Source organism: Sneathiella sp. P13V-1, assembly GCF_015143595.1.
In the GTDB taxonomy this organism is placed as follows: domain Bacteria; phylum Pseudomonadota; class Alphaproteobacteria; order Sneathiellales; family Sneathiellaceae; genus Sneathiella.
The window spans coordinates 472893-494960 of record NZ_WYEU01000001.1 but is presented as its reverse complement, the minus strand read 5'-3'; the positions used below and the strand labels follow the sequence as shown (position 1 = coordinate 494960).

The window sequence follows — 22068 nt, the reverse complement described above, 5'->3', positions numbered from 1 at the left end:
GTAATTTAGAATTACTTTGGGACTGATTACAATAAAGTTATCTGAAATCTATTGTTTTCGAGTTTTCGTATACCTAATAGATTGATAGGGCGTAATTCAGGCCAGAAAGGGATGAGAATGGGTAACGGATCACAAATCGCTTACTTTGGGGCAGGCTGCTTCTGGGGTGTCGAGGCCGCATATCGTAATGTTGAAGGGGTTATTGAAACGGCTGTCGGCTACCAGGGTGGACATAAAATAAGCCCAACTTACGAAGAGGTTTGTAGCGGCACAACACAACATGCTGAAGTTGTCGCCGTTCGTTTTGATCCAGCAAAAGTCTCTTATGAGCAGCTTTTGAACGTTTTTTGGCAGAGCCATAACCCCACAACGCTGAATAGGCAGGGCCCGGATATCGGCACACAATATCGGTCTGTGATATTCTATTGCGACGACGCGCAAAAAGAAGCGGCTGAAAGATCAAAACAAGCGCTCACGGATGCAAAAGCCTTTCGGGATCCCATTGTAACGATTATCGAGCAGGCACCGGATTTTTATCCGGCGGAAGATTATCATCAGCAATATCTGGAAAAACGCGGCCTGGCGACCTGCCGCATCTAATGGCGCTTTAGGCAATCCGTTCTCTGAAGCCTTGCAATCCAAGCACAGTTGCGGTGAGGGCGCGGGTATCCTGATAGGCCTGTGTCGCCTGTTGATGCTCAAGTTCGGCATCGCTTCTGAAAATCTCATGGGCAGACAGTTCAGGTAACTGACCTTGTGCGACCTGTTGCGCAAGGAAAGGAGTTGAGTGCTGCCCAACTTCATAAGTTTGAAGTGCAAATCTCTCTTCCGGGCGCTGATATGCCTGTAGGGAGCGGATATGCCCTGTAACGGACCTTGCCGAGTGCTGGTCGGGATCGACTTGAACAGGTTGCCGCCTGGATCCAATTGCTGAATTGTCAGTAGAGTCCACCTTACGGGACAGACGCTCCTCATTAATGAGGGCTTTCTGTTCCGCGTATGCCAACAGGTCAGCTTGGCGAAGGGCCGCCGCATGATGTTGGGATAGAGGTATTATGCCGGACCGAGCGGGCTCCATTAGTTGCTCATCACCATCGTTGTTAATTCGACAAAGACTTACGGAGTATTGACGCGGCTAATCGTAAACCAGACTCCAGATTCTCTGGAGGAAAGACTTTCAAACGAATATTTTGTGACCAATTTAGTTAACAAAACATTAAATCATAATACAATGATGTTCTTAAGTCTGTTGATCATATATGTCAGTAGGTGGTGAGGATTACAAGCCCCTAACCCTCACCTCCGGATCACTTTTTCTTGTTATCCAATTCATCAATGCGTGATTGCATCTGCGCGAGCTGCTCTTGCAACTGTTTCATCATTGATGTTGTTTCATCACTTGCCGCAGGGGCAGGTTTTTCTTCTGCTACAGGTTCCGGCTGTTCTTGTGCCACGCCAAATCCTTGCGGTGAGAACATTTTCATGGCCTGGCTGAACATGGCCATGTTTTGGCGTCCCATTTCTTCAAACTGACGATAAAGTGGGTTATCCGTCAGATTGTCAGGCATGGCTTCGCGCATTTTTTCCTGATTGCTGGTGAATGACCGCATGGACATATCCAGATAATCTGGAACTACCGTTTGCAAGCTGTCACCATAGTAGCGGATCAACTGGCGAAGAAAATTGATAGGCAGCAGATTCTGTCCCTTGGCTTCTTCCTCAAAGATAATTTGAGTGAGGACAGAACGCGTAATGTCTTCATTTGTTTTTGCATCATAAACAACAAAATCAGTTCCCTCTTTCACCATGCTGCTGAGGTGATCCAAGGTTACATATGAAGATGTTGCAGTATTATACAGTCGGCGATTGGCATATTTTTTAATGACAATTGCGTCTGCTTCTTGATTGGTTTTATCGGACAAGTTTTATCCACCCCCCTTGAAGAATGCTGCGTTGCAGTCGGTTATTGTGCAATGCCGTCATCCATTTGGCAATCATAATTCGCTTTGGCTGGTCTAGGGGGCTTTAGGGCGTTATATTATCCCCATGGTAAAGAAGACAAACATTGATGAGGCGGCGGCGGCCTTTTTGGACCTTTGGCAGCGGCAGGTCACCCTTTCCTCTCAGCGGCCGGAAGATAGTGTGAAGGCGTTGTTCAACAAGGCTGAAGGAATTTCTGATTACCTGAAAGGTCAAGTGGATAAAGAAAGTCCAGAAGATGTCTGAAAAGACGAGCCAGTCCGTAGCTGAAATTCCTCCTGTCAGAATAGGGCCGCGTCCTATGGGGCTTCATTTGGGATTGGGGTCTCTTACTGTTACGTCTTCTGTTGCAGCACTACCTCTTGCGCAAATAGGGAATTTCCCTTGGCTTCCCGAACTTGAGGAAGAAGCGGACGCGCTGTCAGCGAAGTTACAACAATTTACATTGCCAGAATTGATGCTCGCCGTGGGGAAAATGGGGCAGTCCAGACTTTCGGGAATGCTGACAGGTATTCAGAAATATCATCGGCACCCTTATCGCCGGAAAATATCGGATCACAAAATTATCTGGAAGCAGCAGGGATGCTGCCTGCAGGAATTTGCGGATAAAAAACTGTCGCTGGGTGCTCCCCTTGTTTTTTTAGTGCCGTCACTAGTGAACAGGTCCTACATTCTGGATTTGAAGGAAAACAGAAGTTTCGCGGCTTTTTTACAATCCAAAGGGTTTCGGGCTGTTTTACTCGATTGGGGAGTGCCGGAAGGGGATGTGGCGTCCTTTTCTTTGGCCGATTATTTCAATAATATTCTTTTTCCGGCTTTTGAGTTTCTAAAATCAGCCTATCCCGAATCGCCGAAACACCTACTTGGATATTGTATGGGTGGGACCATGTCTGTTGCCGTGGCAGAAAGGTATCAATCGGACCTCACCTCTTTTATGGCGGTGGCGGCCCCCTGGGATTTCCATGCGGGGCTGGGTGAGGTCGGCAAAACCATGTTCTCTGCGACCCAACAATGGCAACAGGTAATCGCCACTTTTGGAAATCTGCCGGTAGATATATTGCAGACCTTTTTCACGGCGCTTGATCCCAATTTATGCATGAAGAAATTCAACATGTTCAATCAAATGGATATGTCGAGTGAGCGAGCAGAGGATTTTGTGGCCCTTGAAGATTGGCTCAATGATGGGGTGCCCCTTGCCGGAAAGGTAGCAATGGAATGCCTTGGAAGCTGGTATGGTGATAATGCGCCGCACAAAGGGGAGTGGATTTTAGGTGATAATCCGGTATGTCCTCAAAATATCACAATTCCCTCAATGATTGCTGTGCCGAAATCGGATAAGATCGTTCCGCCTCAATCAGCACTTTCACTTGCTGAACAGCTAGAAAATGCAACGATTGTGACACCCCCTTCCGGTCATGTGGGGATGATGGCAGGGGCGCGGGCGTGCAGTGGGTTATGGTCAAATGTCACAGAGTGGATCGAAAGTTATTAAACTTTTTGCCGCAGATGCGATAAAATATGTTGCATATGCGAAAATATAAGGTTATTTCGAATTTAGCAGCTAATTATGCTGAAAATTACGCAATGACCAAGGAAATTGAACTTTAATTAGTTTGCAAACAAAAGAGGTCAACTATGGAAGTAGTAATTACAGGGGCGGCACGCACACCGGTAGGATCATTTAACGGATCCTTGTCAAGTTTGCCTGCGCACAAACTCGGCGAAGCTGCAATTCGCGAAGCCTTGAAGCGGTCTTCCGTTGATGGTGCGGATGTCTCCGAAGTTATTATGGGCCAGATTCTTGCCGCTGGTGAGGGGCAAAACCCCGCCCGCCAAGCAGCTATGGCAGCAGAACTTCCAGTAGAAGTGCCTGCTTGGGGCGTGAACCAACTTTGCGGCTCCGGCCTTCGCGCCGTTGCCCTCGGTTTTCAGGCAGTTTTGAACGGCGACAGCGATATTGTTGTTGCGGGTGGTCAGGAAAGCATGAGCCAGGCACCACATTGTGCCCACCTTCGTGACGGTCAGAAAATGGGCGACATGAAATTTGTCGACACTATGATCAACGATGGCCTGATGGATGCTTTCTATGGTTACCACATGGGTAATACAGCTGAAAATGTTGCGGCCAAATGGCAGATCACACGGGAACAGCAGGATAAATTCGCAGCGGCCTCACAGGCAAAAGCGGCAGCGGCACAATCTGCGGGTCGTTTTAAAGATGAAATCGTTCCTGTGACTATCAAAACCCGTAAAGGTGAAGTGGTAGTTTCCGAAGACGAATATATCCGCGGTGAAACAACAGAAGAAAAACTTTCCGGCCTTCGGACAGCTTTCCAAAAAGAAAACGGTACGGTAACTGCTGGTAACGCGTCCGGCATTAATGATGGTGCTGCTGCGGTTGTCATGATGAGCCGCGAAGAAGCTGACAAACGTGGTGTTAAGCCACTTGCGAAAATCGTCTCCTGGGCGCAGGTGGGTGTTGATCCATCCATCATGGGGTCTGGCCCAATTCCCGCCAGCCGCAAAGCGATTGAAAAAGCCGGCTGGGCGATCGACGATGTTGAACTTGTAGAAGCCAATGAAGCCTTTGCTGCACAAGCCTGTGCCGTGAATAAGGATCTTGGCTGGGATACAGATAAAGTTAATGTCAATGGCGGTGCCATTGCCATTGGACACCCGATCGGCGCGTCCGGTGCACGTATTCTTGTGACGCTTCTCCATGAAATGGAAAAACGTGATGTGAAGAAGGGTCTGGCGACCCTGTGTATTGGTGGCGGTATGGGTATCGCGATGTGTGTAGAGAGAGAATGATCCACTAAAATCAGGGAATTTGGGACATGAGCAGAGTAGCAATCGTAACAGGTGGTACACGAGGAATTGGTGAAGCAATTTCCGTCATGCTGAAGGAAAAAGGCTATAAAGTTGCCGCTAACTACGGTGGAAATGATGAAGCCGCGAAGGAATTTACCGACAGAACCGGTATTCCTGCCTACAAATGGGATGTCTCTGATTTCGACGCATGTGCTGAAGGCGTGGCGAAAGTTGAAGCAGATCTTGGGCCAGTTGATGTTGTTGTTAATAATGCAGGCATCACACGGGACGGAACGATCCACCGTATGGACCATGACAAATGGCAGCAGGTGATCGATACCAACCTTGGTTCCTGCTTCAACATGTGCCGTGCAACTATCGAAGGAATGCGCGAGCGTAATTTTGGTCGGATCGTCAATATCGGATCCATCAATGGTCAAGCCGGTCAATATGGTCAGGTGAACTACGCCGCTGCTAAATCCGGTATCCATGGCTTTACAAAAGCTTTGGCGCAGGAAGGTGCAGCGAAGAACGTAACCGTGAACGCGATTGCACCTGGCTATATCGATACAGATATGGTGGCCGCGGTTCCCGCACCGGTTCTTGAAAAAATCGTTGCTAAAATCCCGGTTGGCCGTCTGGGTAAAGCCAGTGAAATTGCCCGCGGTGTTTGCTTCCTCGTCGCGGATGACGCCGGTTTCGTAACAGGATCAACGCTGTCCATTAACGGTGGTCAGCACATGTATTAAGTCGGCTCCCTGTCAAACCGACTTAGAGAAGGCACGTGTTTCCTCCCTTGGACGCGTGCCTTCTCACTTTTTGGGGCTATCTGATCCCAGTTTTCTTTGATATGGATGTTTCTCGTATCTGATTGAGGAACTTCTCCGATGGCTCAACCTTCCCGAAAATTTGCGACCCTTCTTGGATTGTTTGCTATTCTTCTTTGGGCTGTACTGGCACTATTTACTGTTTATACCGGGGATATTCCGCCTTTTCAGTTGACGGCTATGAGTTTTGCAATTGCGTTTAGCGCGGCCCTGCTCAAATGGATTTTCGCACGCCAAAATCCGCTACAGTTTTTGAAATTGCCGCCCGCCCTTTGGGTGTTGGGAGTAGGGGGTCTGTTTGGCTATCATTTCTTCTATTTTCTGGCCTTGAAATCAGCTCCACCCGCCGAAGCTGGTTTGATCGCTTACCTATGGCCGCTCTTGATCGTTTTGTTTTCAGCTTTGCTGCCGGGGGAGCGCCTTTTTTGGTTCCATATTGCGGGCGCGATTATCAGTCTTTTGGGGGCTGGCCTTCTTATTACCAAAGGGGAAAGCCTCAACCTTAATCCTGAATATACAGATGGATATTTGGCGGCATTAACCTGCGCGTTTATCTGGTCCAGTTATTCGGTTTTGAGCCGGAAGTTTTCAGACGTCTCAACTGATGTCATCGGGACATTCTGTGGGGTGACCGCTATCCTGTCGTTTGTTTGCCATCTCGCATTGGAGGAAACCGTTATTCCCGGTGACCTTATTACATGGTTCGCTGTTTTGGGATTGGGGCTTGGACCGGTTGGGGCGGCCTTTTTCTTATGGGACTTTGGGGTAAAGCACGGCGATATTCAGGGGCTTGGTGTTTTGTCTTACCTGTCGCCGCTTCTGTCTACGTTGATCCTGATTGCCCTCACGCCAACGGTCATGAGCGTGTCTTTGGTGGCGGGGTGTTTGTTGATCACAGTCGGGGCGGCGATCGGGTCGCTTAATACATTAAAAGAAATGATAGGCGGGCGACCTACATCACCCGCCGAGTAAATTACCACTTACCGGTATTTTCCATGCTCGCCCATGGTTCTTGCGGGGCAAGGGCATCACCTTTTTGCAAAAGCTCTACGGAGATGTTATCAGGTGAGCGGACGAATGCCATGCGGCCGTCCCGAGGCGGGCGATTGATGGTGACGCCATTATCCATCATATGCTGGCAAAGGGCGTAAATATCATCCACCTCATAAGCCAGATGACCGAAGTTGCGGCCTTCATCATAATCTTCTGGATCCCAGTTATAGGTAAGCTCAACCTGGGCTTCTTCCTGTCCTTCCGGAGCCAGAAAAACGAGTGTGAAGCGTCCGGCTTCAACTTCTTTGCGTTTAATCTCTTTGAGGCCCAGCTTGTTGCAATAAAAATCGAGGCTATCGTCCAGGTCTTTTACCCGGACCATTGTATGCAGGTATCGCATGTTATTTTCCCTGTGATATCTAACTCTTAAAAACTGTCTTTGCGCGCCCGAATTTCTGCAAATACCGCAACAGTATCGGCGTCATTCATATGAAGGGTTTCCCGGATATCAGCGCTGTCTGGGCGCAGAAATGGGTTGGTCGCTTTTTCAAGGCCGATAGTGGACGGCACTGTTGGTTTGCCGTTGGCGCGTAAATCCTGAATTTCATCGAAACGTTTTCGAAGTTCTGGATTTTGCGGCTCAATCGTCATGGCGAAATGCGCGTTTGCTTCTGTATATTCGTGGGCACAATACACCCCTGTTGTATCTGGAAGGGCGATAAATTTCCCAAGGCTGTCCCACATCTGGGCAGGTGTCCCTTCGAACAGGCGACCACAGCCAAGGGCAAACAAGGTATCTCCGCAGAAAAGAGCATCGGAGTCTTTAAACCAATAGGCGATGTGACCAGTTGTATGACCCGGCACCTCAAAAATATCGGCTGACTGGGAGCCAAATTCAAAGTTATCCCCATCTTTCAAGCGGATATCGATGCCGGGGATGCGTTCTGCATCACAGTCAGCACCGACAATGGTGCAGCCTGTTTTCTCTTTCAATTCCAGATTGGCACCCGTATGGTCCATGTGATGGTGGGTGTTCAGGATATGGGTAAGTTTCCATCCCAGTTCGTCCAGCTTTTCAAGAACCGGCTCGCTAACGGCAGGATCAACAATTGCGACGTTATTGCTATCCGGGTCTTTAATCAGATAGAGATAATTATCATGTAAGACAGGGATCTGATGAATTTCCAGTTTGCTCATGACCTTCGGGCTTCTGTTTTCTGATTGTTGTCATTAATTAAGAGTATAACACCATGATGCGCCCCGATGTCATAGATTTGCGAAAATTCTATCACACTCGTCTTGGTGTGACAGTCAGAAAAGCGCTGGTTCGTAAAATCCGCACAATTTGGCCGGATATTTCAAATTTCCGCTTGCTAGGTCTCGGATATGCAACACCGTATCTTTATCCCTTTCGAAATGAAACGGAACGCACATTTGCATTAATGCCTGCGCAGCAGGGTGTTATTCATTGGCCTCATGAAGGGCCGGGGCTTGTGGGTTTGTGTGACGAAACACGTCTTCCTTTGCAGGACAATTCAGTTGATCGGATTATTCTGGTGCATGGTTTAGAAAACACCCGTGAAGCCGATGTTATTTTGCAGGAAATCTGGAGGGTTCTGACCTCCAGCGGGAAATTGCTGGTTGTCGTGCCGGGACGTCGTGGGCTCTGGGCGAGACTTGAAAAGACACCATTTGGGCATGGTCATCCTTTTTCTGACAAGCAGCTGCGCCGGGCGCTTCGCGACAATATGTTCACTTTTTCAGATGTTCAGGGGGCTCTTTATTTTCCGCCCAGCAACATGCGGATCATTCTGCGGATGGCTAGTTTTTTGGAAAAAATTGGCGAGAAATGGTGGTCGCAATTTAGTGGCGTGCGCATTATCGAAGCTGAAAAACAGGTCTTTGCAATACCGCAAGAGCCATTAAAGAAGAAAAAGGTGCGCCCCGTGATCGCCCCTGCGGCCCGCCCTATAGGGGCGATCCAGCAATCGGGTGCCATCAAGCGCGAGAAATCAGTTTAGCGAGATAGCAAAAAGACACCTTGGGCGGCAAACAGATTGGCTCGGCTGCTCTCCAGCGGGTAATTCAGAATTTTACCCTTCGCGCCCAAAATGACGGATTGGTCAATAGTAATCCCCAACTCTTCACACAAGACGGTGAAATCCCGAAGCGTACAGAAGTGGATATTTGGCGTTTCATACCATGCGTAATCCAGATCACTGGTCATGGGCATACGCCCTTTAAACGCCAGATAAGCACGGCACTGCCAGTAGGCAAAATTTGGAAAGGACACAACAGCCTTCTTCCCAACCCGAAGTAGTTGATCAATAACCTCTTTCGGGCGGTGCGTTGCCTGCAATGTTTGGCTTAAGAGCGCATAGTCGAAACTTTTATCTGGGTAATCGACGAGATCCGCGTCCGCATCCCCTTGGATAACCGACAGGCCTTTGGATACACAGATATTCACGCCCTCCTGACTAAGTTCAATACCGCGACCATCCACATTTTTGGTGGCAACCAGATAATCAAGAAGCGTCCCTTCGGCGCATCCCACATCCAGAACGCGGCTGCCCGGTTCTACCATTTCGGCGATCAGCCTGAAATCGACACGAATATCCTGAGGGCGAAAATTTTGAGCTACTTCAGTCATTAGGCAAGCCCTCTGCTGCGGGCAGTTGATTCCATAAAGCCGCCAATTGTGTCGAGCATTTCAGGTGTATCCAGCAAAAAGGCATCATGGCCTTTGTCGGTTTCAATTTCAACGAAACTGACATTCGCCGCAGCTGCGTTGAGGGCTTTGACAATCTCGCGGCTTTCCGAGGTGGGGAAAAGCCAGTCGCTTGAGAAAGATACAAGACAAAAGCGAGTGGTTGTATCCTTAAACGCGGCCGCCAATGACCCCCCATGATCACGGGCCAGATCGAAATAATCCATGGCGCGGGTGATATAGAGGTATGAGTTCGCATCGAAACGATCCACGAAATTCATTCCCTGATACCGAAGATAACTTTCCACCTGAAAATCAGCATCAAACCCATAGGCCAGACTGTCACGATCTTGCAGATTGCGGCCAAATTTCCGGTGCAAGGCTGATTCGGACAAATAGGTCACATGGGCCGCCATTCGGGCCACTGCAAGGCCGGAGCGCGGGTTTTTATCCTGTTCCAAATATTTACCGCCGCACCAGTCCGGATCGGCCATCACTGCCTGACGACCAACTTCGTGAAAAGCGATGTTTTGAGCTGAATGTTTGGCTGCGGTTGCCAGCGGGATTACACTGAAGCACCGCTCCGGATAAGCGCTGGCCCATTGTAGGGTTTGCATGCCACCCATGGATCCCCCGACAACAGAAAACCAGTCAGGGATTTCCAGATAATCCTGCAGCAGGGCCTGAACCCTGACCATATCACCAATGGTGATGATCGGGAAATTGAGGCCATAAGGTTTGCCTGTATCAGGGTCTATTTCCTTCGGTCCTGTTGTTCCCATGCATCCCCCGAGAACGTTGGAGCAGACGATGAAATACTTGTCCGTATCCAGAATGCGGCCCGGTCCAATCAGGACACTCCACCAGCCTTCCTTGCCGGTTACCGGATGATGGCTTGCGGCAAATTGATCGCCTGTGAGAGCATGGCAGATCAGAATGGCATTGGATTTGTTGTCGTTGAGTGTCCCATATGTGTTGTAAGCCACCGTGATGTCGCTCAACATGGCTCCGCAATCCAGTGGCATGGGTTCTTCACGACCCAGTATCACAGTATGATGATTGGATTTTGGAGGGATTATGGACACGGTTTCGACTCTTTTGTTCTAGGGAGTTGAGAAAAATCTTTGTATTAACTGTCTTTGCTGATAGCTAGGGCCGAGGCATATTATCTGTCAATGATTTCTTTTCTTTTAAAGGGCGTAAATACCCCTTAAAAGAGACTTTTTAGCATGATTGCACCCATTTCAGGATTGAGCCGTGAGCAAAACAAATAAAAAACTGGAAGAATTGCGCGCTGAGGTAGATCGTCTGGATGACGAACTGCTGAAGGTTCTGGAAAAACGTATTGCCATTGTAAAAGATATCGCAGCGGCAAAGGAAGATGATGGGACCGCCATTGCGTTCCGTCCGGGTCGTGAGGCTGCCGTCATTCGTCGTCGTTTGGCTGCCCATTCAAGTGATCTGCCGGACGCGGTAGTTGCGCGCATCTGGCGGGAGATTATCTCAGCCGTATGCCGGATGCAAAAGCCGATGTCTGTTTCCATCACGGCACCAGAAAAATCTGTGGGTTATTGGGATCTGGCGCGCAACCATTTTGGGTCAGCGACCCCCATGACACTGCACAAATCCCCAACGGTTGTTCTACGCGAAGTATCCGCCGACCCAACTGTGCTGGGCGTGATGCCCTGGAAAAATATTGAACGGGATACCTGGTGGGAACATTTGGCGCAAGGAGGGGAAGACGTCCCCAAAATTCTGGCGGCGTTACCATTTACCCAAAATGGGACCGGCCGTTTCGAAGACTTGAACGCCTTGGTTATTGGGCAGGCATCGCCAGAGCCTTCAGGTGAAGACGTTACTCTCTTTGTTGTGGTTACAGAAGGGGAAGTGAGTCGGGCCCGACTTAATGAATATATGGAAAAGGCAGGCTTGCCCGGGCATTGTCTGGATAGCCGGTCACCCGCTGTTGAAGAAGGCGACTCGCTCCATCTGTTTGAGGTTCCTGATTTCTTGCATAACGACGACACCCGTCTTAAAGCATTTAATGAAATACTGGGTGATAATCTCATCAAAACCGTAATTCTTGGCGCCTACGCGGTTGCCATCGATAGTTAAAATCTCTGTAAAAGCGTTGTTAAGTTCATGACTGCACTTATTCCTACACCAAAATCCGGTATTCTGGAAATTACCCCATATGTTGGCGGTAAATCCAAAGCAGGCGATAACAAGAAAGTTGCCAAACTATCTTCAAACGAGACACCACTTGGCGCAAGCCCAAAAGCGCAAGACGCGCTGAACGGTTTGGGCGCTGAACTTCAGCTTTATCCTGATGGTGGGTTCTCTGCCCTTATTGAGGCCATTGCGGACGTTCATGATCTACCAGCCACAAATCTGATTTGTGGTAATGGGTCTGACGAGATCCTTTCCCTGATCGCCAACGCATATGCAGGCCCCGGGGATGAGGTTCTCTATTCCCAGCATGGATTTCTGGTCTACGAACTGGCGGCCCTTGCCAATGGCGCAACCCCTGTTCAAGCCCCTGAGAAGGATCTGACAACAGATGTGGATGCATTGCTTGCCGCGGTTACAGACAAAACCAAAATTCTGTTCCTGGCAAACCCGAACAACCCAACAGGGACGTATATTTCCACCGATGAAGTAAAGCGTTTGCACGCGGGTCTTCCAGGAAATGTTCTGCTGGTTCTGGATGCAGCTTACGCGGAATATGTCGCGCGTGAAGATTACGAAGCGGGTGTCGAACTGGTGCGTGAGAATGATAACGTGATCATGACACGCACATTCTCAAAGATTTATGGTCTTGCTGCTTTGCGCCTTGGCTGGGCCTATGGTCCGGATGCTGTGATTGACGTTCTGCACCGTATTCGGGGGCCGTTCAATGTGAACGCGGCGGCACAGATTGCTGGTATCGCGGCAGTGAAAGATCAGGCGTTTATTGATGAGGCACGCGCCCATAATGCCAAATGGATGCCAATTCTTTTACAGTCCTTGCGCGGTATGGGTCTGAAAGTTCCGGAAAGCGTTGGAAACTTCCTACTGATGGATTTTGCCGAAACGGGTAAAGACGCGGTGGAAGCCGATAAGTTTCTGATGGAGCGTGGTCTGATCTTGCGTAATGTGGCGTCATATGGTCTTCCAACATGCCTACGTATGTCAATTGGAACCGATGAAGACAACCGCAACGTCATTGACGCTTTGAGAGAATTTCTGGAGTAGTAACAATGTCTGACACCGCCCAGTTCAAGAAACTTGCCCTGATCGGTATTGGCCTGATCGGATCATCCATTGCACGGGGGGTCCGCCAAAAAGGACTGGCAGAGGAAATCGTCTGTTCCGCCCGTACCCACGATACCCGCCGTGTCGCCATGGAACTTGGGGTTGTGGATCACGCCTATGAGCATTCAGCGGATGCGGTCAAGGGTGCAGATCTGGTTATTTTCTGCACACCTGTTGGTACTTACGGCAAAATTGCTGAAGAAATTGCCCCGCATCTTGAAAAGGGTGCATTGATCAGTGATGTGGGCTCTGTGAAAAAGACAGTTGTGGATTCCATCGAACCTCATATTCCGGAAGGTGTTGATTTCGTGGCCGCCCACCCGGTTGCAGGTACAGAAAAATCAGGTCCGGCGGCAGGTTTTGCCGAACTGTTCCAAAGCCGTTGGTGTATCCTGACACCCTCTGCCAAATCCCGTGATGAAGCGGTGGAAAAGCTCTCTGATTTTTGGGCAGCCCTCGGCAGTAATGTCGAGACAATGGACCCTAAACACCACGATCTGGTGTTGGCGATTACCTCTCATGTACCGCACTTGATCGCCTACAACATTGTGGGAACGGCGGATGATCTGGAAGAGGTGACACAATCCGAGGTGATTAAATACTCTGCCGGTGGTTTCCGTGACTTTACCCGTATCGCAGCTTCCGACCCTACTATGTGGCGGGACGTGTTCCTGCACAACAAGGATGCGGTTCTGGAAATGCTGGGGCGCTTTACAGAAGATCTGTCTGCCTTGCAACGGGCGATCCGTTGGGATGATGGGGATACGCTATTTCAGATGTTCTCCCGCACCCGGGCGATCCGCCGTCAGATCATTGATGCGGGTCAGGAAACGGCCGAAACAGACTTTGGCCGTGCTCCCAAAGGCGAAGGTGAATAGCCTTATAGTAAAGGCTCCAGTTCAAACAGCTTTAGCGGACCCAATGTGGCCCAGCCATCCTGAAATGTCATGGGAAGGGAGAGGTAATCTTCTCCCTTTTCGTCCTTTTTATTCATCATTCCCAAAATCATCGCCATAAATTCCGGCGGCGTGCCGCCGGCCTTCAAAACGCCGGAGCGATCCAGCAGCGCTGCATATCCCCAAATCTCCGGTGTCAGAGTTCCCAAAAGGCGTTGTTTTTCGTCCAGTGTCAGAGTGCCATTTGCTTTCAGGCGACCATCTTTCCAGTTAAGCTCCGCCGATTTGATGTCAAGCGCATCCCCGGTTTGGCTCCATTTGGACAGATTTCTTTCATCCAGGAAATTCTGTGGCTGACCCGGCCATTCAAGAAGGAGGGCGGCGTTTGAAATCTCTCGTCCAAGGGCATTCTCTCCGCCCATATCTGGCAGAAGTATGTCGTTGATACGCAAGGCAGCCTCGGTTGATCTGATCGCCTTTTCGCTGGCTGGGCTATCTTTATGTTCCGGCTGTTTTTCAACGACCTCGGTTTGACGCATATGAAGTTGGGCCCGTTTGATGGTGATCTGGGCCGCTTCATCTTTGCCAATCACTGTGATGTCATTGGTATCAAGGGCAAGGGCTTTCAGTTCTGCCGCTTTTTCCATGGTAATGCTGCCAAGAACAGTTTTTGGAAGGAAGGTAGCAAGGCCCTCGCCTTCCTGTACTTTCAGTTCCGTTTTCCCTTCTGTCCCGAAGATGACATGTTTCAGGTTCCACGGCTGTGCAATTGCCCAGACGCTGTCTGCGGAAAATGCGTAACTGCCACCGCGAGCGGGCTCAGTACCTTCAATTTTCACGTCCGAGATGGTGAGGCGCACCCGATACGGAAAACCATCCGTTGCCATATTGGAATACTCAACTTTAAGGCCATCCTGCTTCATCGCGGCGATGGACTTCTTCGTCTCGGTGAGGGCCGCCTCTGACACCTGATACCACCAGAAGACATATCCGCCGAGGGCAAGGATAATGGCAAAGATGGCAATACGGAATTTCGTCATAGGTTCTATATCCTCATAGGCGCTTGAGATTTCGGGGGTCACTCTATATGTTTAGCGGCAATCCTGTCATCGCATATTTGCAAAGGCTTCCCCTTTATGGCCCCGCAATCCCAGTCTCTTAGTCAGGACCTGTATATCAGGGCCATGCCGTTCATTTTTGTGTTTCTCTGGAGTACCGGATTTATCGGCGCCAAGCTGGGTCTTCCTTATGTGGAGCCGATGACCTTCCTCGCCATTCGGTTTGTGGTCTGCATGATTTTGATGCTGCCTGTGGTGATATTTACAAAAACACTATGGCCGAACAGAGGCATCGACTGGTTCCATATCGGCATGGCGGGTCTTTTGATGCATGGGGGATATCTGGGCTTTGTCTTCTGGTCCATTGGCGAAGGCGTGCCCGCAGGGACATCCGCGCTGATCGCAGGGGTGCAGCCTTTGATCGTTGCGGCCCTTGCCGGTATTTTCCTCTCGGAAAAAGTATCCATCCGTCAGTGGTCGGGTCTTTTGCTGGGCCTCGCCGGTGTGTTTCTTGTGGTGCTGGATAAACTGGATATTGGTGAAGGCACCGTTTTCGGCATGGCTCTCAGCTTCTTTGCCCTTCTCAGTATCGCTTTTGGCACCCTCTATCAGAAGAAGTTTTGTTCCACCATGGATCTCAAAAGTGGCAACTTCATCCAGTTCATTGTGGCCTCCATCTATTTCACAGGCTTTGCTTTCCTGTTTGAAACCCGTGAAATTATTTGGCACATGGACCTGATCATTGCCCTTGCGTGGCTTATTCTAGTGTTGTCATTGGGCGCGGTGACTTTACTTTATATTCTGCTGAGGAAAGGCGCTGCGGCATCGGTTTCCAGCCTGTTTTTCCTTGTACCGCCCTCCACCGCCATCGTGGCCTATTTCCTGTTTGGTGAAACGCTCACCGGAAATTCCATGATCGGGATGGGGGTGACCATTGTGGGCGTGGCGCTGGTGAACCTGAATTTTGGAAAGGCCAAACATGCGTAAATATGATCTGGTTCTGGAACCTGACCTGCCACCGGTGGATCATCCCCTACCGGATTTTGTGCCCAACGAAGATCTCTGGATTTTCGGGTATGGATCGTTGATGTGGCGTCCGGGCTTTGATCATAAAGGTATCCATGACGCGCGCCTTTACGGATATCACCGCGCTTTTTGTGTCTCGTCCGTTGTGCATCGGGGGACCCATGAGAACCCAGGGCTGGTCCTTGGCCTTGATCGGGGGGGCTCCTGCCGTGGGAAAGCGATCCGCTGTCCGTCTGACATTCGCGAACCTGTCGTGGATTATCTCTATCGCAGGGAAATGGTGACGCGGGTGTATGTGCCGAAGATGGTGCGCTTAAAACTTGGGGGGAGCGGGGAGTGGGTTGATGCGCTCACCTTTGTGGCGGATCCGTCCCATGAACAATATTGCGGCCGCCCTTCCGTAGAAGAAGCGGCCCGCATCATAGCTCGCGCCTCAGGGCGCGGCGGTCCCAACAGGGATTATCTGGTTAGCACGGTCGAACATCTTGATGAATTTGGCATCAGTGATGGTCCGCTCCACGCTATCCTGAAACTGGTTGATAAGCTTCAGGACTAAATAGTCTTAGATGTCGCGAGAGACGTTGTGGATGTCACCGCGGCTTAGACCGATGTCAGCAAGTTCACGATCATCAAGTGCGTAAAGGGCAGCTTCTGTTTTGCGAACGCGGTATGCGTGAACAATGCTGTCGAAGACTTTACCGAATACACCGTGGTGTGCTGCGTGTGTTGCTGATTTTGAAACTAAAGTAGCCATGATTTCCTCCATACTTAACTTGTGGAGGGTATGTAGTCCTATTTCACAGCAATGACATGCATAATTACTCGTCCTCAGATATGCAGTTTCTGCATAGCTGTATTAGGAGTTTCTTAATTTCCTCTGCATAGTTTCCGGGTATCTGTAAATTTTACTGAGGTAGAGTCGCTAGTTGACAATATCCTTAGGGATCTTTGGAGTAATCAGGATTCTATCTCCTTGTAATTGTACACCGAAAAACTGATCGCTTCCGGTATTGGTAAAAGATCTTTTGACACCATCAAATTTTGTTATGTTTAATTGAAATTTATTAAAATCAGAAGGTAGTTTCAGGACTTTATCTTGTGTCCACGAAAGTTGACCTGATTGAGTTGCAAAGGTATCCGTTTCGGAAACGACTCTATAAATTTTACCTTTTAAAGAGCAATTTACATAACCCGGCCCCTGATGATTCCACTTATTAATTCTATCGAGATGTGCAAAAAATGAAACTCCATCCTCTGTGGATTGATTCATATCTACCCCCTCACATCTGCCAGACTCCCCTTGCCCTTGAATTTTGGTGAAAGCCTGGTTTAGATCCCATTTCCAGCCTTTATCTGGCTTTGCAATTTTATAGATACGTCTATTTGACGCTTTAAATTGACCAAGATTCCGTGTAAATTCTCGTTCTATTCTCGTTTTATATTTTCTATCTCCATTCAAAGTGAAACTCGCTAGAATTTTCGGTAGAGAGAAAACAGTTATTTCTCTTTCAATATTGTCTTTGCCACCAAAAATTCTCTTCCACCATGAGCTTGAAGGAGGACTCAAAGTCAATTTTAAAGAATGCATTTTTATTTGAGTTTGATCGACAGGCAACTCAGATGCCGGAATTTTGAATTGTGCCTCTAAAGGACCTGTAAGAGTTCGTTGTGCTTTGCCGTTTGCTAAGTTAAGGATGGGGTCAGCTTCGTCCAAATTCACCCCTCTTATTCTAATAATTAGCTCTTTTCCTGTTTGTGGAGGCATAATGCGAGGATAATACCTTAAAACATGAGCTCTCATCTGAGTTGGTATACTTGCTAGAATTTGATTTGCAGAGTCTGTAATTTGTTGAGCTAATTCTATATTACTGCCAATGCTATTATTCGCATCGATAACAAGTTTTTGAGCTCTTGAAAAGTTATCCTGACTTGCTTTATCTAACTCTGAAAAAGCTGTATCTAAAAGTTCATTGTTTACTTCTTTCCAGGTTTTTAGGGCCTCTTTTGCTTCTAAGCCAGCGCTTGCCAACAAATACTCTCCATCGGAGCGGGCTGTTTCAATGAGTAAATCTAATTTCTTAAAAAGTTCATCCAACACCATGCTTGCAGCTGCCGCTGATGGAATTTCTTGTGCGACAGCTTTTTTTGATTGTTGGGGTATAATAGTAACCGACGCAAAAACTACTAAAACGGCAAAAAATCTTTTCATTTCAGCCTCCTTTTAGGTCGTATTTTATTATTTTAAATATTACTAAAGATTGAGGCTCCGGGCAAGTATTAGTATATTATTATGTAAAGTTACTGGCAGCCGTGATAAATTATTCTAAGGCTGCTGTTAAACTTCTTCCTAACCAGGGTTCTTATGGTCTTCTGTCACGCATAAGCTGTGGTCGCTTAACGTTTCCAGAACCAGACAATCAGATGCTTTCCCGCCTTTGCAGTGATCCAGCATTCGGCTGAGTTCTTTTTCCAACGCTTGCAAGCGTTCGATGCGGGCGCGGACATCGGCGAGTTGTTTGGCAGCGATTTCATCGGCGGTATCGCAGGCGTGATCTGGGCTGTCAGAGATGCTGATCAGCTCCCGCACGGCATCAAGAGGAAAGCCAAGGTCGCGGGCATGGCGGATAAAGGAAAGCCTGTGAATATCATGATCGGTGTAGAGCCGCTGATTGCCTTCTGAGCGGATGGGCGCGGGCAGCAGGCCGATTTGTTCGTAGTACCGGATGGTTTGTACTTTGCAGCCCGCAGATTTCGCCACCTGACCGATGGTATGCTCATATTTCATGATTTTTCTCTTGAACCTATAGTTACTGTAGATATTACATAAGATACTCCTAGATATTATTAAAGTGCGCTGGAGTAGATAAATGGCGGGAAGCTGCTGTCAGAACGAGCCAAAATTTGACGGTGCCTCAGGTGGGTTTCGCCGGGCCTTGTGGATCGTTATTGCCATAAACGCCATCATGTTTGCCGTTGAAATGGCTGCGGGTGCCCTTGCCGGATCGCAAGCCTTACAGGCAGACGCCCTCGATTTTCTGGGGGACACCTTAACTTACGGAATAAGCCTTGCTGTTATTGGGATGTCTGTGAAGGCAAGATCCTTGGCGGCCTTGTTTAAAGGCGGCTCCCTTGCCTTGATGGGGCTTTGGGTCTTCAGCTCCACGGCCTATCAGGTGCTGGTCCTTGGGGTGCCAAATGCGCCGCTTATGGGCGGTATCGGCTTTCTTGCGCTCGCCGCCAATATGGCAAGTGTCTTGATCCTTGTCCGATATAAAGACGGGGATGCAAATGTGCGCTCCGTCTGGCTGTGCAGCCGAAACGATGCCATCGGTAATGTGGCGGTCATGTTGGCCGCAGGTGGTGTTGCAATCACCGGAACCGCGTGGCCTGACTTAATCGTCGCCGGAATTATGGCGGGGCTTTTCCTCTGGTCCGCCGTGCAGATCCTTACCCAAGCCGCACAGGAATACCGGCACGTAGAGGCGTAACGCCTCTACCCTGATTTGCTCCTTCAAAATCTCTTCAGGTGTTCTTGCCCTCACCTGAAAGCAGGGCTCTTCCATCCTTTTGGAAATGATTATGCGCGCCGATCTGCCGGCGTACTGCTCTATTCTTCTCATATAATCACGCGCCGATAACGCTTATTTGATTTTAACGTTACCGATACGTAAACCTATTTATAAACGTGAAAGTTCAAGAAAACCGCCATATTTCACCGTAATTTGGTGTATTTTTGAGAATATTTCAAAAAAAAATCAATTTCCCTATTGATTGACTGGCACTTCGTTCCTAACTGACATTTACCGATCTGTTAATGTTGTGCTGATTTTAAACAGGGCCGTGACGCCCGTTTGTTGTTTCGGTTGAATTTCTGACCTTTCTGGTGAGCGTTCTATCTGGGGCAACAGCAAAACAGCAGAGAGTTACACCAGACCCCCTCAACTTTGGTCTGTTTTATAAATTGGAGATTTTGAAAATGAACAAACTGTCTAAACGTTCTTTGATTGCAGCAATTGGTCTGACTATGGCTGCAGCGACTGTGACCCTCAGCTCCCCATCTTACGCGGTTGTTGATAACGCAACTTCTGCCGTGAATACAGATGAGCAGTTCCTGGCGATGCAGGGTTATGATCCGGTTGCTTACTTCAAATCCGGTGGCCCGCAAAAAGGCATGAAGAAGTTTTCTGTTCAGCACACTGGCGGTAACTACTACTTCGCCAGCGCGGAAAACATGAAAGCGTTTATCGCGAACCCAGAAAAATACCTGCCGCAATATGGTGGCTTCTGCGCAATGGGTACAGCCCTTGGTAAAAAACTCGATGGTGATCCAAATGTATGGAAAATCGTTGATGGAAAACTGTACCTCAACGTGAACAAAGACGTTTCTGTAGCCTGGAACCGTAACCTTAATGAAAACATCCAGACAGCTGACGACTACTGGCCAGAACTTAAGCACCAGACACCAGCTTCTCTGAACGCCAACTAATCTTTTGATTGCTTTACGTGGCCCGGGCGACCACCCGGGCCACCGACAACCCGGTTTCCAAGAAACGAAAGGATTAAGACAATGAGCATGAAGAAGACGATGATTATTTCAGCCGCCCTTGCTACAGTTGCCGCGGGTCTTGCCGTGACTGACTCAGCAGAAGCTCGGGCCAAAAAAGAGAAGTGCTATGGTATTTCTCTCGCAGGACATAACGATTGTTCCGCAGGCCCAGGCACCTCCTGTGCAGGGACTTCCAAGAAAGACTATCAGACAAACGCCTGGAAACTAGTTCCACAGGGTACCTGCACAACGATTGAATCCCCCACTTCGCCAACTGGCTTCGGTCAGCTTGCAGCCTTTAAAGAAGTGAAGAAATAACCATGTACGGCAAGCCCATTGATATCGGTGATCTGACTCTCAACCCCACGATCCGGTCGGGGCTGCCATTTGGTGTTGGGGTTGGCCTGAAGCGTGAACACCTTCCCGGGCTTCGGGACAACCCCAATCAAATTCAATTTGTGGAAGTTCACGCCGAGAACTTTATGGATGGTGGCCCGCAGTTGGAATTGTTAAAAGACATTTCAAAAATCTGGCCTGTGTCCATTCATGGCGTTGCGCTTTCCTTGGGCGGGGAAGACCCTCTCGATAAGGATCATCTCAGACGTTTGAAACATCTGATTGATACCATTCAACCCGGCAGCTTTTCAGAACATATCGCCTGGTCAAGCCATAACGGGGTTTATTACAACGATCTGTTTCCCATCCCTTATAATCGGCGCCGTTTGTATCATCTTGCGGATCGCATTGATCGGGTTCAGCAGATTCTTGGAACACGCATGTTGGTGGAAAATCCATCCAGTTATGTGCGCTTTCAATCAGATACCATGTTTGAGGCTGACTTTATCGCCGAGCTGGTGGATGAGACCTCCTGCGGTCTACTTCTGGATGTAAACAACCTTTATGTTTCTGCCCAAAATCATGGGTGGGATACGAAAGACTGGTTGTCTCGCATCCCCGTTGAAGCGGTGGGCGAAATTCATTTGGCCGGACATGAGGCATCCGAAGACGACAACGGTAATTCGTATCTTGTGGATACTCACGGTTCTGAGGTTGTGGAGCCTGTCTGGACACTTTATTGCGAGCTTCTGTCGAAAATCGGACCATGCCCAACATTGATTGAGCGGGATAACAACGTGCCGCCCTTAGGTGATCTGCTCAATGAGGTGAGCGCTGCTCAGCTTCTCATTGATGCAGCGAAAGAGCGGTTCCAATGATAGAAGCCTTTGCCAATGCAGTCACGGATTTGGGTGCGAACACTCCTGACGATGTCGTCAACACTGGGGGCAGGTTTAACACCTATAGAAGTAACTACTTTTCGAGTCTGATCGCCGTCCTGACTGAGCAATTTCCCGTGACGGCAGAACTTGTTGGGCCCGAGTTTTTTGACGCTTTAGTGCAGGAATATGCAACTCAAATCCCACCAACCTCCCCAGTGATGGGGATATATGGGGAGCGGTTTGCCGAGTTCCTTGAAGGGTTCGAGCCTGTTCAGCAAGTTCCCTATCTTGCAGATGTCGCGAGGCTGGAATGGGCACGTGCGACCGCGAAAACGGTCATCGCATTACTGCCCCACCAGATTTCTTCGGAAGATGAAATTCTGCAGGCAATTAACTTTCCAGCTGTGATTTCAAAAGGGGCGACCTTGCTGCACTCCCCTTATCCAGTGGGAACCATCTGGGCAAATCACCAGCAAGAGACCCCCGCACCAATCGCGGATTGGAAAGCGGAAACCGTTGCCGTTTGGCAGGGGGAGGATGACATTCAACAGGTAATTGTTCCTGAGGACGAACTGGAATGTTTCGCGGAAATTCTAGAAGGCGCGCCTTTCGTAAATTACTTGCAACAAATTGAAGATGAAGAACAAGTCGCCGTGAAGATCGGCGCTTTTATCAACTACCTGAACCTGGGTTTCCTGACACTTTGAGACCCG

The 22068-nt window shown here is 49.0% G+C and carries 27 protein-coding genes; 17 read left to right on the top strand and 10 right to left on the bottom strand.

The window, feature by feature from the left end; all coding sequences use genetic code 11:
* The first annotated feature begins 117 nt into the window (after positions 1-117).
* Positions 118-600 (top strand): peptide-methionine (S)-S-oxide reductase MsrA, encoded by a 483-nt coding sequence (gene msrA / locus GUA87_RS02510; protein ID WP_193714944.1) that lies wholly within the window; start codon positions 118-120, stop codon positions 598-600.
* 7 nt (positions 601-607) lie between these two features.
* Here the strand turns inward: msrA and GUA87_RS02505 are convergent, their stop codons facing one another.
* Together GUA87_RS02505 and phaR are read right to left on the bottom strand one after the other, a co-directional pair.
* Complete coding sequence (locus tag GUA87_RS02505) at positions 608-1078, bottom strand: hypothetical protein (RefSeq protein ID WP_193714943.1); 471 nt, start codon at positions 1076-1078, stop codon at positions 608-610.
* 229 nt (positions 1079-1307) lie between these two features.
* Complete coding sequence (gene phaR / locus GUA87_RS02500; RefSeq protein WP_193714942.1) at positions 1308-1922, bottom strand: polyhydroxyalkanoate synthesis repressor PhaR; 615 nt, start codon at positions 1920-1922, stop codon at positions 1308-1310.
* Positions 1923-2046: 124 nt separating this feature from the next.
* On the opposite strand from phaR, the gene GUA87_RS02495 reads away from it, so the two are divergent.
* From GUA87_RS02495 to GUA87_RS02475, 5 genes are all read left to right on the top strand, one after another.
* On the top strand, positions 2047-2226 hold the full coding sequence (locus GUA87_RS02495) for a hypothetical protein (RefSeq protein WP_193714941.1): 180 nt from the start codon (positions 2047-2049) through the stop codon (positions 2224-2226).
* The gene (locus GUA87_RS02490) at positions 2219-3472 is read left to right on the top strand and encodes an alpha/beta fold hydrolase (protein WP_193714940.1); all 1254 of its coding nucleotides are present in this window, start codon (positions 2219-2221) and stop codon (positions 3470-3472) included. Before GUA87_RS02495 ends, GUA87_RS02490 begins: the two co-directional genes overlap by 8 nt.
* Positions 3473-3615: 143 nt before the next feature.
* Positions 3616-4791 carry an acetyl-CoA C-acetyltransferase gene (locus GUA87_RS02485; protein WP_193714939.1) on the top strand — a complete coding sequence of 392 codons (1176 nt, stop codon included), beginning with the start codon at positions 3616-3618 and terminating at the stop codon, positions 4789-4791.
* Between the two features lie 26 nt (positions 4792-4817).
* On the top strand, positions 4818-5540 hold the full coding sequence (phbB, locus tag GUA87_RS02480; protein WP_193714938.1) for an acetoacetyl-CoA reductase: 723 nt from the start codon (positions 4818-4820) through the stop codon (positions 5538-5540).
* A 138-nt stretch (positions 5541-5678) separates the two neighbouring features.
* Positions 5679-6590 carry a DMT family transporter gene (locus tag GUA87_RS02475; protein ID WP_193714937.1) on the top strand — a complete coding sequence of 304 codons (912 nt, stop codon included), beginning with the start codon at positions 5679-5681 and terminating at the stop codon, positions 6588-6590.
* 1 nt (position 6591) lies between these two features.
* Here GUA87_RS02475 and GUA87_RS02470 read toward each other — a convergent pair whose 3' ends face one another.
* Both GUA87_RS02470 and gloB read right to left on the bottom strand, forming a co-directional pair.
* On the bottom strand, positions 6592-7011 hold the full coding sequence (locus GUA87_RS02470; RefSeq protein ID WP_193714936.1) for a VOC family protein: 420 nt from the start codon (positions 7009-7011) through the stop codon (positions 6592-6594).
* 26 nt (positions 7012-7037) lie between these two features.
* Complete coding sequence (gene gloB, locus GUA87_RS02465; protein WP_193714935.1) at positions 7038-7808, bottom strand: hydroxyacylglutathione hydrolase; 771 nt, start codon at positions 7806-7808, stop codon at positions 7038-7040.
* Positions 7809-7861: 53 nt separating this feature from the next.
* Between gloB and GUA87_RS02460 the strand changes: the two genes are divergently transcribed.
* Positions 7862-8632 (top strand): class I SAM-dependent methyltransferase, encoded by a 771-nt coding sequence (locus GUA87_RS02460; protein ID WP_193714934.1) that lies wholly within the window; start codon positions 7862-7864, stop codon positions 8630-8632.
* Here the strand turns inward: GUA87_RS02460 and metW are convergent.
* Together metW and metX are read right to left on the bottom strand one after the other, a co-directional pair.
* The gene (gene metW / locus GUA87_RS02455) at positions 8629-9261 is read right to left on the bottom strand and encodes a methionine biosynthesis protein MetW (protein WP_193714933.1); all 633 of its coding nucleotides are present in this window, start codon (positions 9259-9261) and stop codon (positions 8629-8631) included. The two genes, GUA87_RS02460 and metW, sit on opposite strands and share 4 nt — an antisense overlap.
* A complete protein-coding gene (metX, locus tag GUA87_RS02450) occupies positions 9261-10343 on the bottom strand; it encodes a homoserine O-acetyltransferase MetX (protein WP_193715792.1) in 1083 nt (360 codons plus the stop codon). Before metX ends, metW begins: the two co-directional genes overlap by 1 nt.
* A 232-nt stretch (positions 10344-10575) precedes the next feature.
* On the opposite strand from metX, the gene GUA87_RS02445 reads away from it, so the two are divergent.
* Genes GUA87_RS02445 through GUA87_RS02435 form a run of 3 tightly spaced genes read left to right on the top strand, consistent with a single transcriptional unit; the run spans position 10576 to position 13490 of the window.
* Positions 10576-11433 (top strand): chorismate mutase, encoded by an 858-nt coding sequence (locus GUA87_RS02445; RefSeq protein WP_193714932.1) that lies wholly within the window; start codon positions 10576-10578, stop codon positions 11431-11433.
* Positions 11434-11460: 27 nt separating this feature from the next.
* Positions 11461-12552 (top strand): histidinol-phosphate transaminase, encoded by a 1092-nt coding sequence (hisC, locus tag GUA87_RS02440; protein WP_193714931.1) that lies wholly within the window; start codon positions 11461-11463, stop codon positions 12550-12552.
* A gap of 5 nt (positions 12553-12557) precedes the next feature.
* Positions 12558-13490, top strand: coding sequence for a prephenate/arogenate dehydrogenase family protein (locus GUA87_RS02435; RefSeq protein WP_193714930.1), 933 nt, complete (start codon positions 12558-12560; stop codon positions 13488-13490).
* A 2-nt stretch (positions 13491-13492) separates the two neighbouring features.
* Here the strand turns inward: GUA87_RS02435 and GUA87_RS02430 are convergent, their stop codons facing one another.
* Complete coding sequence (locus GUA87_RS02430; protein WP_193714929.1) at positions 13493-14548, bottom strand: DUF2125 domain-containing protein; 1056 nt, start codon at positions 14546-14548, stop codon at positions 13493-13495.
* A 96-nt stretch (positions 14549-14644) separates the two neighbouring features.
* Between GUA87_RS02430 and GUA87_RS02425 the strand changes: the two genes are divergently transcribed.
* Both GUA87_RS02425 and GUA87_RS02420 read left to right on the top strand, forming a co-directional pair.
* Complete coding sequence (locus tag GUA87_RS02425; RefSeq protein WP_193714928.1) at positions 14645-15553, top strand: DMT family transporter; 909 nt, start codon at positions 14645-14647, stop codon at positions 15551-15553.
* On the top strand, positions 15546-16148 hold the full coding sequence (locus tag GUA87_RS02420; protein WP_193714927.1) for a gamma-glutamylcyclotransferase: 603 nt from the start codon (positions 15546-15548) through the stop codon (positions 16146-16148). The genes GUA87_RS02425 and GUA87_RS02420 overlap by 8 nt, the downstream gene beginning before the upstream one ends.
* Positions 16149-16154: 6 nt before the next feature.
* Here the strand turns inward: GUA87_RS02420 and GUA87_RS02415 are convergent, their stop codons facing one another.
* The 3 genes from GUA87_RS02415 to GUA87_RS02405 all read right to left on the bottom strand — a co-directional run bounded on the left by GUA87_RS02415 (position 16155) and on the right by GUA87_RS02405 (position 18377).
* The gene (locus GUA87_RS02415) at positions 16155-16346 is read right to left on the bottom strand and encodes a DUF1127 domain-containing protein (protein WP_193714926.1); all 192 of its coding nucleotides are present in this window, start codon (positions 16344-16346) and stop codon (positions 16155-16157) included.
* A gap of 168 nt (positions 16347-16514) precedes the next feature.
* Positions 16515-17801: a hypothetical protein gene (locus GUA87_RS02410; RefSeq protein ID WP_193714925.1), complete on the bottom strand. Its 1287-nt coding sequence runs from the start codon at positions 17799-17801 to the stop codon at positions 16515-16517.
* A gap of 138 nt (positions 17802-17939) precedes the next feature.
* Complete coding sequence (locus GUA87_RS02405; RefSeq protein ID WP_193714924.1) at positions 17940-18377, bottom strand: MerR family transcriptional regulator; 438 nt, start codon at positions 18375-18377, stop codon at positions 17940-17942.
* Between the two features lie 82 nt (positions 18378-18459).
* Here GUA87_RS02405 and GUA87_RS02400 point away from each other — a divergent pair, with 82 nt between their 5' ends.
* The 5 genes from GUA87_RS02400 (at position 18460) to GUA87_RS02380 (ending at position 22062) form a co-directional block, all read left to right on the top strand.
* Positions 18460-19080 carry a cation transporter gene (locus tag GUA87_RS02400; RefSeq protein ID WP_193714923.1) on the top strand — a complete coding sequence of 207 codons (621 nt, stop codon included), beginning with the start codon at positions 18460-18462 and terminating at the stop codon, positions 19078-19080.
* Positions 19081-19568: 488 nt separating this feature from the next.
* A complete protein-coding gene (locus GUA87_RS02395; RefSeq protein ID WP_193714922.1) occupies positions 19569-20078 on the top strand; it encodes a YHS domain-containing (seleno)protein in 510 nt (169 codons plus the stop codon).
* A gap of 81 nt (positions 20079-20159) precedes the next feature.
* The gene (locus tag GUA87_RS02390) at positions 20160-20456 is read left to right on the top strand and encodes a DUF2282 domain-containing protein (RefSeq protein WP_193714921.1); all 297 of its coding nucleotides are present in this window, start codon (positions 20160-20162) and stop codon (positions 20454-20456) included.
* A gap of 2 nt (positions 20457-20458) precedes the next feature.
* Positions 20459-21352 carry a DUF692 domain-containing protein gene (locus tag GUA87_RS02385; RefSeq protein ID WP_193714920.1) on the top strand — a complete coding sequence of 298 codons (894 nt, stop codon included), beginning with the start codon at positions 20459-20461 and terminating at the stop codon, positions 21350-21352.
* Complete coding sequence (locus GUA87_RS02380) at positions 21349-22062, top strand: DNA-binding domain-containing protein (protein ID WP_193714919.1); 714 nt, start codon at positions 21349-21351, stop codon at positions 22060-22062. The genes GUA87_RS02385 and GUA87_RS02380 overlap by 4 nt, the downstream gene beginning before the upstream one ends.
* The last annotated feature ends 6 nt before the right edge of the window (positions 22063-22068 follow it).

Coding starts and splice junctions, on each gene's coding strand:
- msrA (WP_193714944.1), top strand. CDS start 118: ATGGGTAACGGATCACAAATCGCTTACTTTGGGGCAGGCTGCTTCTGG.
- GUA87_RS02505 (WP_193714943.1), bottom strand. CDS start 1,078: ATGGAGCCCGCTCGGTCCGGCATAATACCTCTATCCCAACATCATGCG.
- GUA87_RS02495 (WP_193714941.1), top strand. CDS start 2,047: ATGGTAAAGAAGACAAACATTGATGAGGCGGCGGCGGCCTTTTTGGAC.
- GUA87_RS02490 (WP_193714940.1), top strand. CDS start 2,219: ATGTCTGAAAAGACGAGCCAGTCCGTAGCTGAAATTCCTCCTGTCAGA.
- GUA87_RS02485 (WP_193714939.1), top strand. CDS start 3,616: ATGGAAGTAGTAATTACAGGGGCGGCACGCACACCGGTAGGATCATTT.
- phbB (WP_193714938.1), top strand. CDS start 4,818: ATGAGCAGAGTAGCAATCGTAACAGGTGGTACACGAGGAATTGGTGAA.
- GUA87_RS02475 (WP_193714937.1), top strand. CDS start 5,679: ATGGCTCAACCTTCCCGAAAATTTGCGACCCTTCTTGGATTGTTTGCT.
- GUA87_RS02470 (WP_193714936.1), bottom strand. CDS start 7,011: ATGCGATACCTGCATACAATGGTCCGGGTAAAAGACCTGGACGATAGC.
- gloB (WP_193714935.1), bottom strand. CDS start 7,808: ATGAGCAAACTGGAAATTCATCAGATCCCTGTCTTACATGATAATTAT.
- GUA87_RS02460 (WP_193714934.1), top strand. CDS start 7,862: ATGATGCGCCCCGATGTCATAGATTTGCGAAAATTCTATCACACTCGT.
- metW (WP_193714933.1), bottom strand. CDS start 9,261: ATGACTGAAGTAGCTCAAAATTTTCGCCCTCAGGATATTCGTGTCGAT.
- metX (WP_193715792.1), bottom strand. CDS start 10,343: ATGCCACTGGATTGCGGAGCCATGTTGAGCGACATCACGGTGGCTTAC.
- hisC (WP_193714931.1), top strand. CDS start 11,461: ATGACTGCACTTATTCCTACACCAAAATCCGGTATTCTGGAAATTACC.
- GUA87_RS02435 (WP_193714930.1), top strand. CDS start 12,558: ATGTCTGACACCGCCCAGTTCAAGAAACTTGCCCTGATCGGTATTGGC.
- GUA87_RS02430 (WP_193714929.1), bottom strand. CDS start 14,548: ATGACGAAATTCCGTATTGCCATCTTTGCCATTATCCTTGCCCTCGGC.
- GUA87_RS02425 (WP_193714928.1), top strand. CDS start 14,645: ATGGCCCCGCAATCCCAGTCTCTTAGTCAGGACCTGTATATCAGGGCC.
- GUA87_RS02420 (WP_193714927.1), top strand. CDS start 15,546: ATGCGTAAATATGATCTGGTTCTGGAACCTGACCTGCCACCGGTGGAT.
- GUA87_RS02415 (WP_193714926.1), bottom strand. CDS start 16,346: ATGGCTACTTTAGTTTCAAAATCAGCAACACACGCAGCACACCACGGT.
- GUA87_RS02410 (WP_193714925.1), bottom strand. CDS start 17,801: ATGAAAAGATTTTTTGCCGTTTTAGTAGTTTTTGCGTCGGTTACTATT.
- GUA87_RS02405 (WP_193714924.1), bottom strand. CDS start 18,377: ATGAAATATGAGCATACCATCGGTCAGGTGGCGAAATCTGCGGGCTGC.
- GUA87_RS02400 (WP_193714923.1), top strand. CDS start 18,460: ATGGCGGGAAGCTGCTGTCAGAACGAGCCAAAATTTGACGGTGCCTCA.
- GUA87_RS02395 (WP_193714922.1), top strand. CDS start 19,569: ATGAACAAACTGTCTAAACGTTCTTTGATTGCAGCAATTGGTCTGACT.
- GUA87_RS02390 (WP_193714921.1), top strand. CDS start 20,160: ATGAGCATGAAGAAGACGATGATTATTTCAGCCGCCCTTGCTACAGTT.
- GUA87_RS02385 (WP_193714920.1), top strand. CDS start 20,459: ATGTACGGCAAGCCCATTGATATCGGTGATCTGACTCTCAACCCCACG.
- GUA87_RS02380 (WP_193714919.1), top strand. CDS start 21,349: ATGATAGAAGCCTTTGCCAATGCAGTCACGGATTTGGGTGCGAACACT.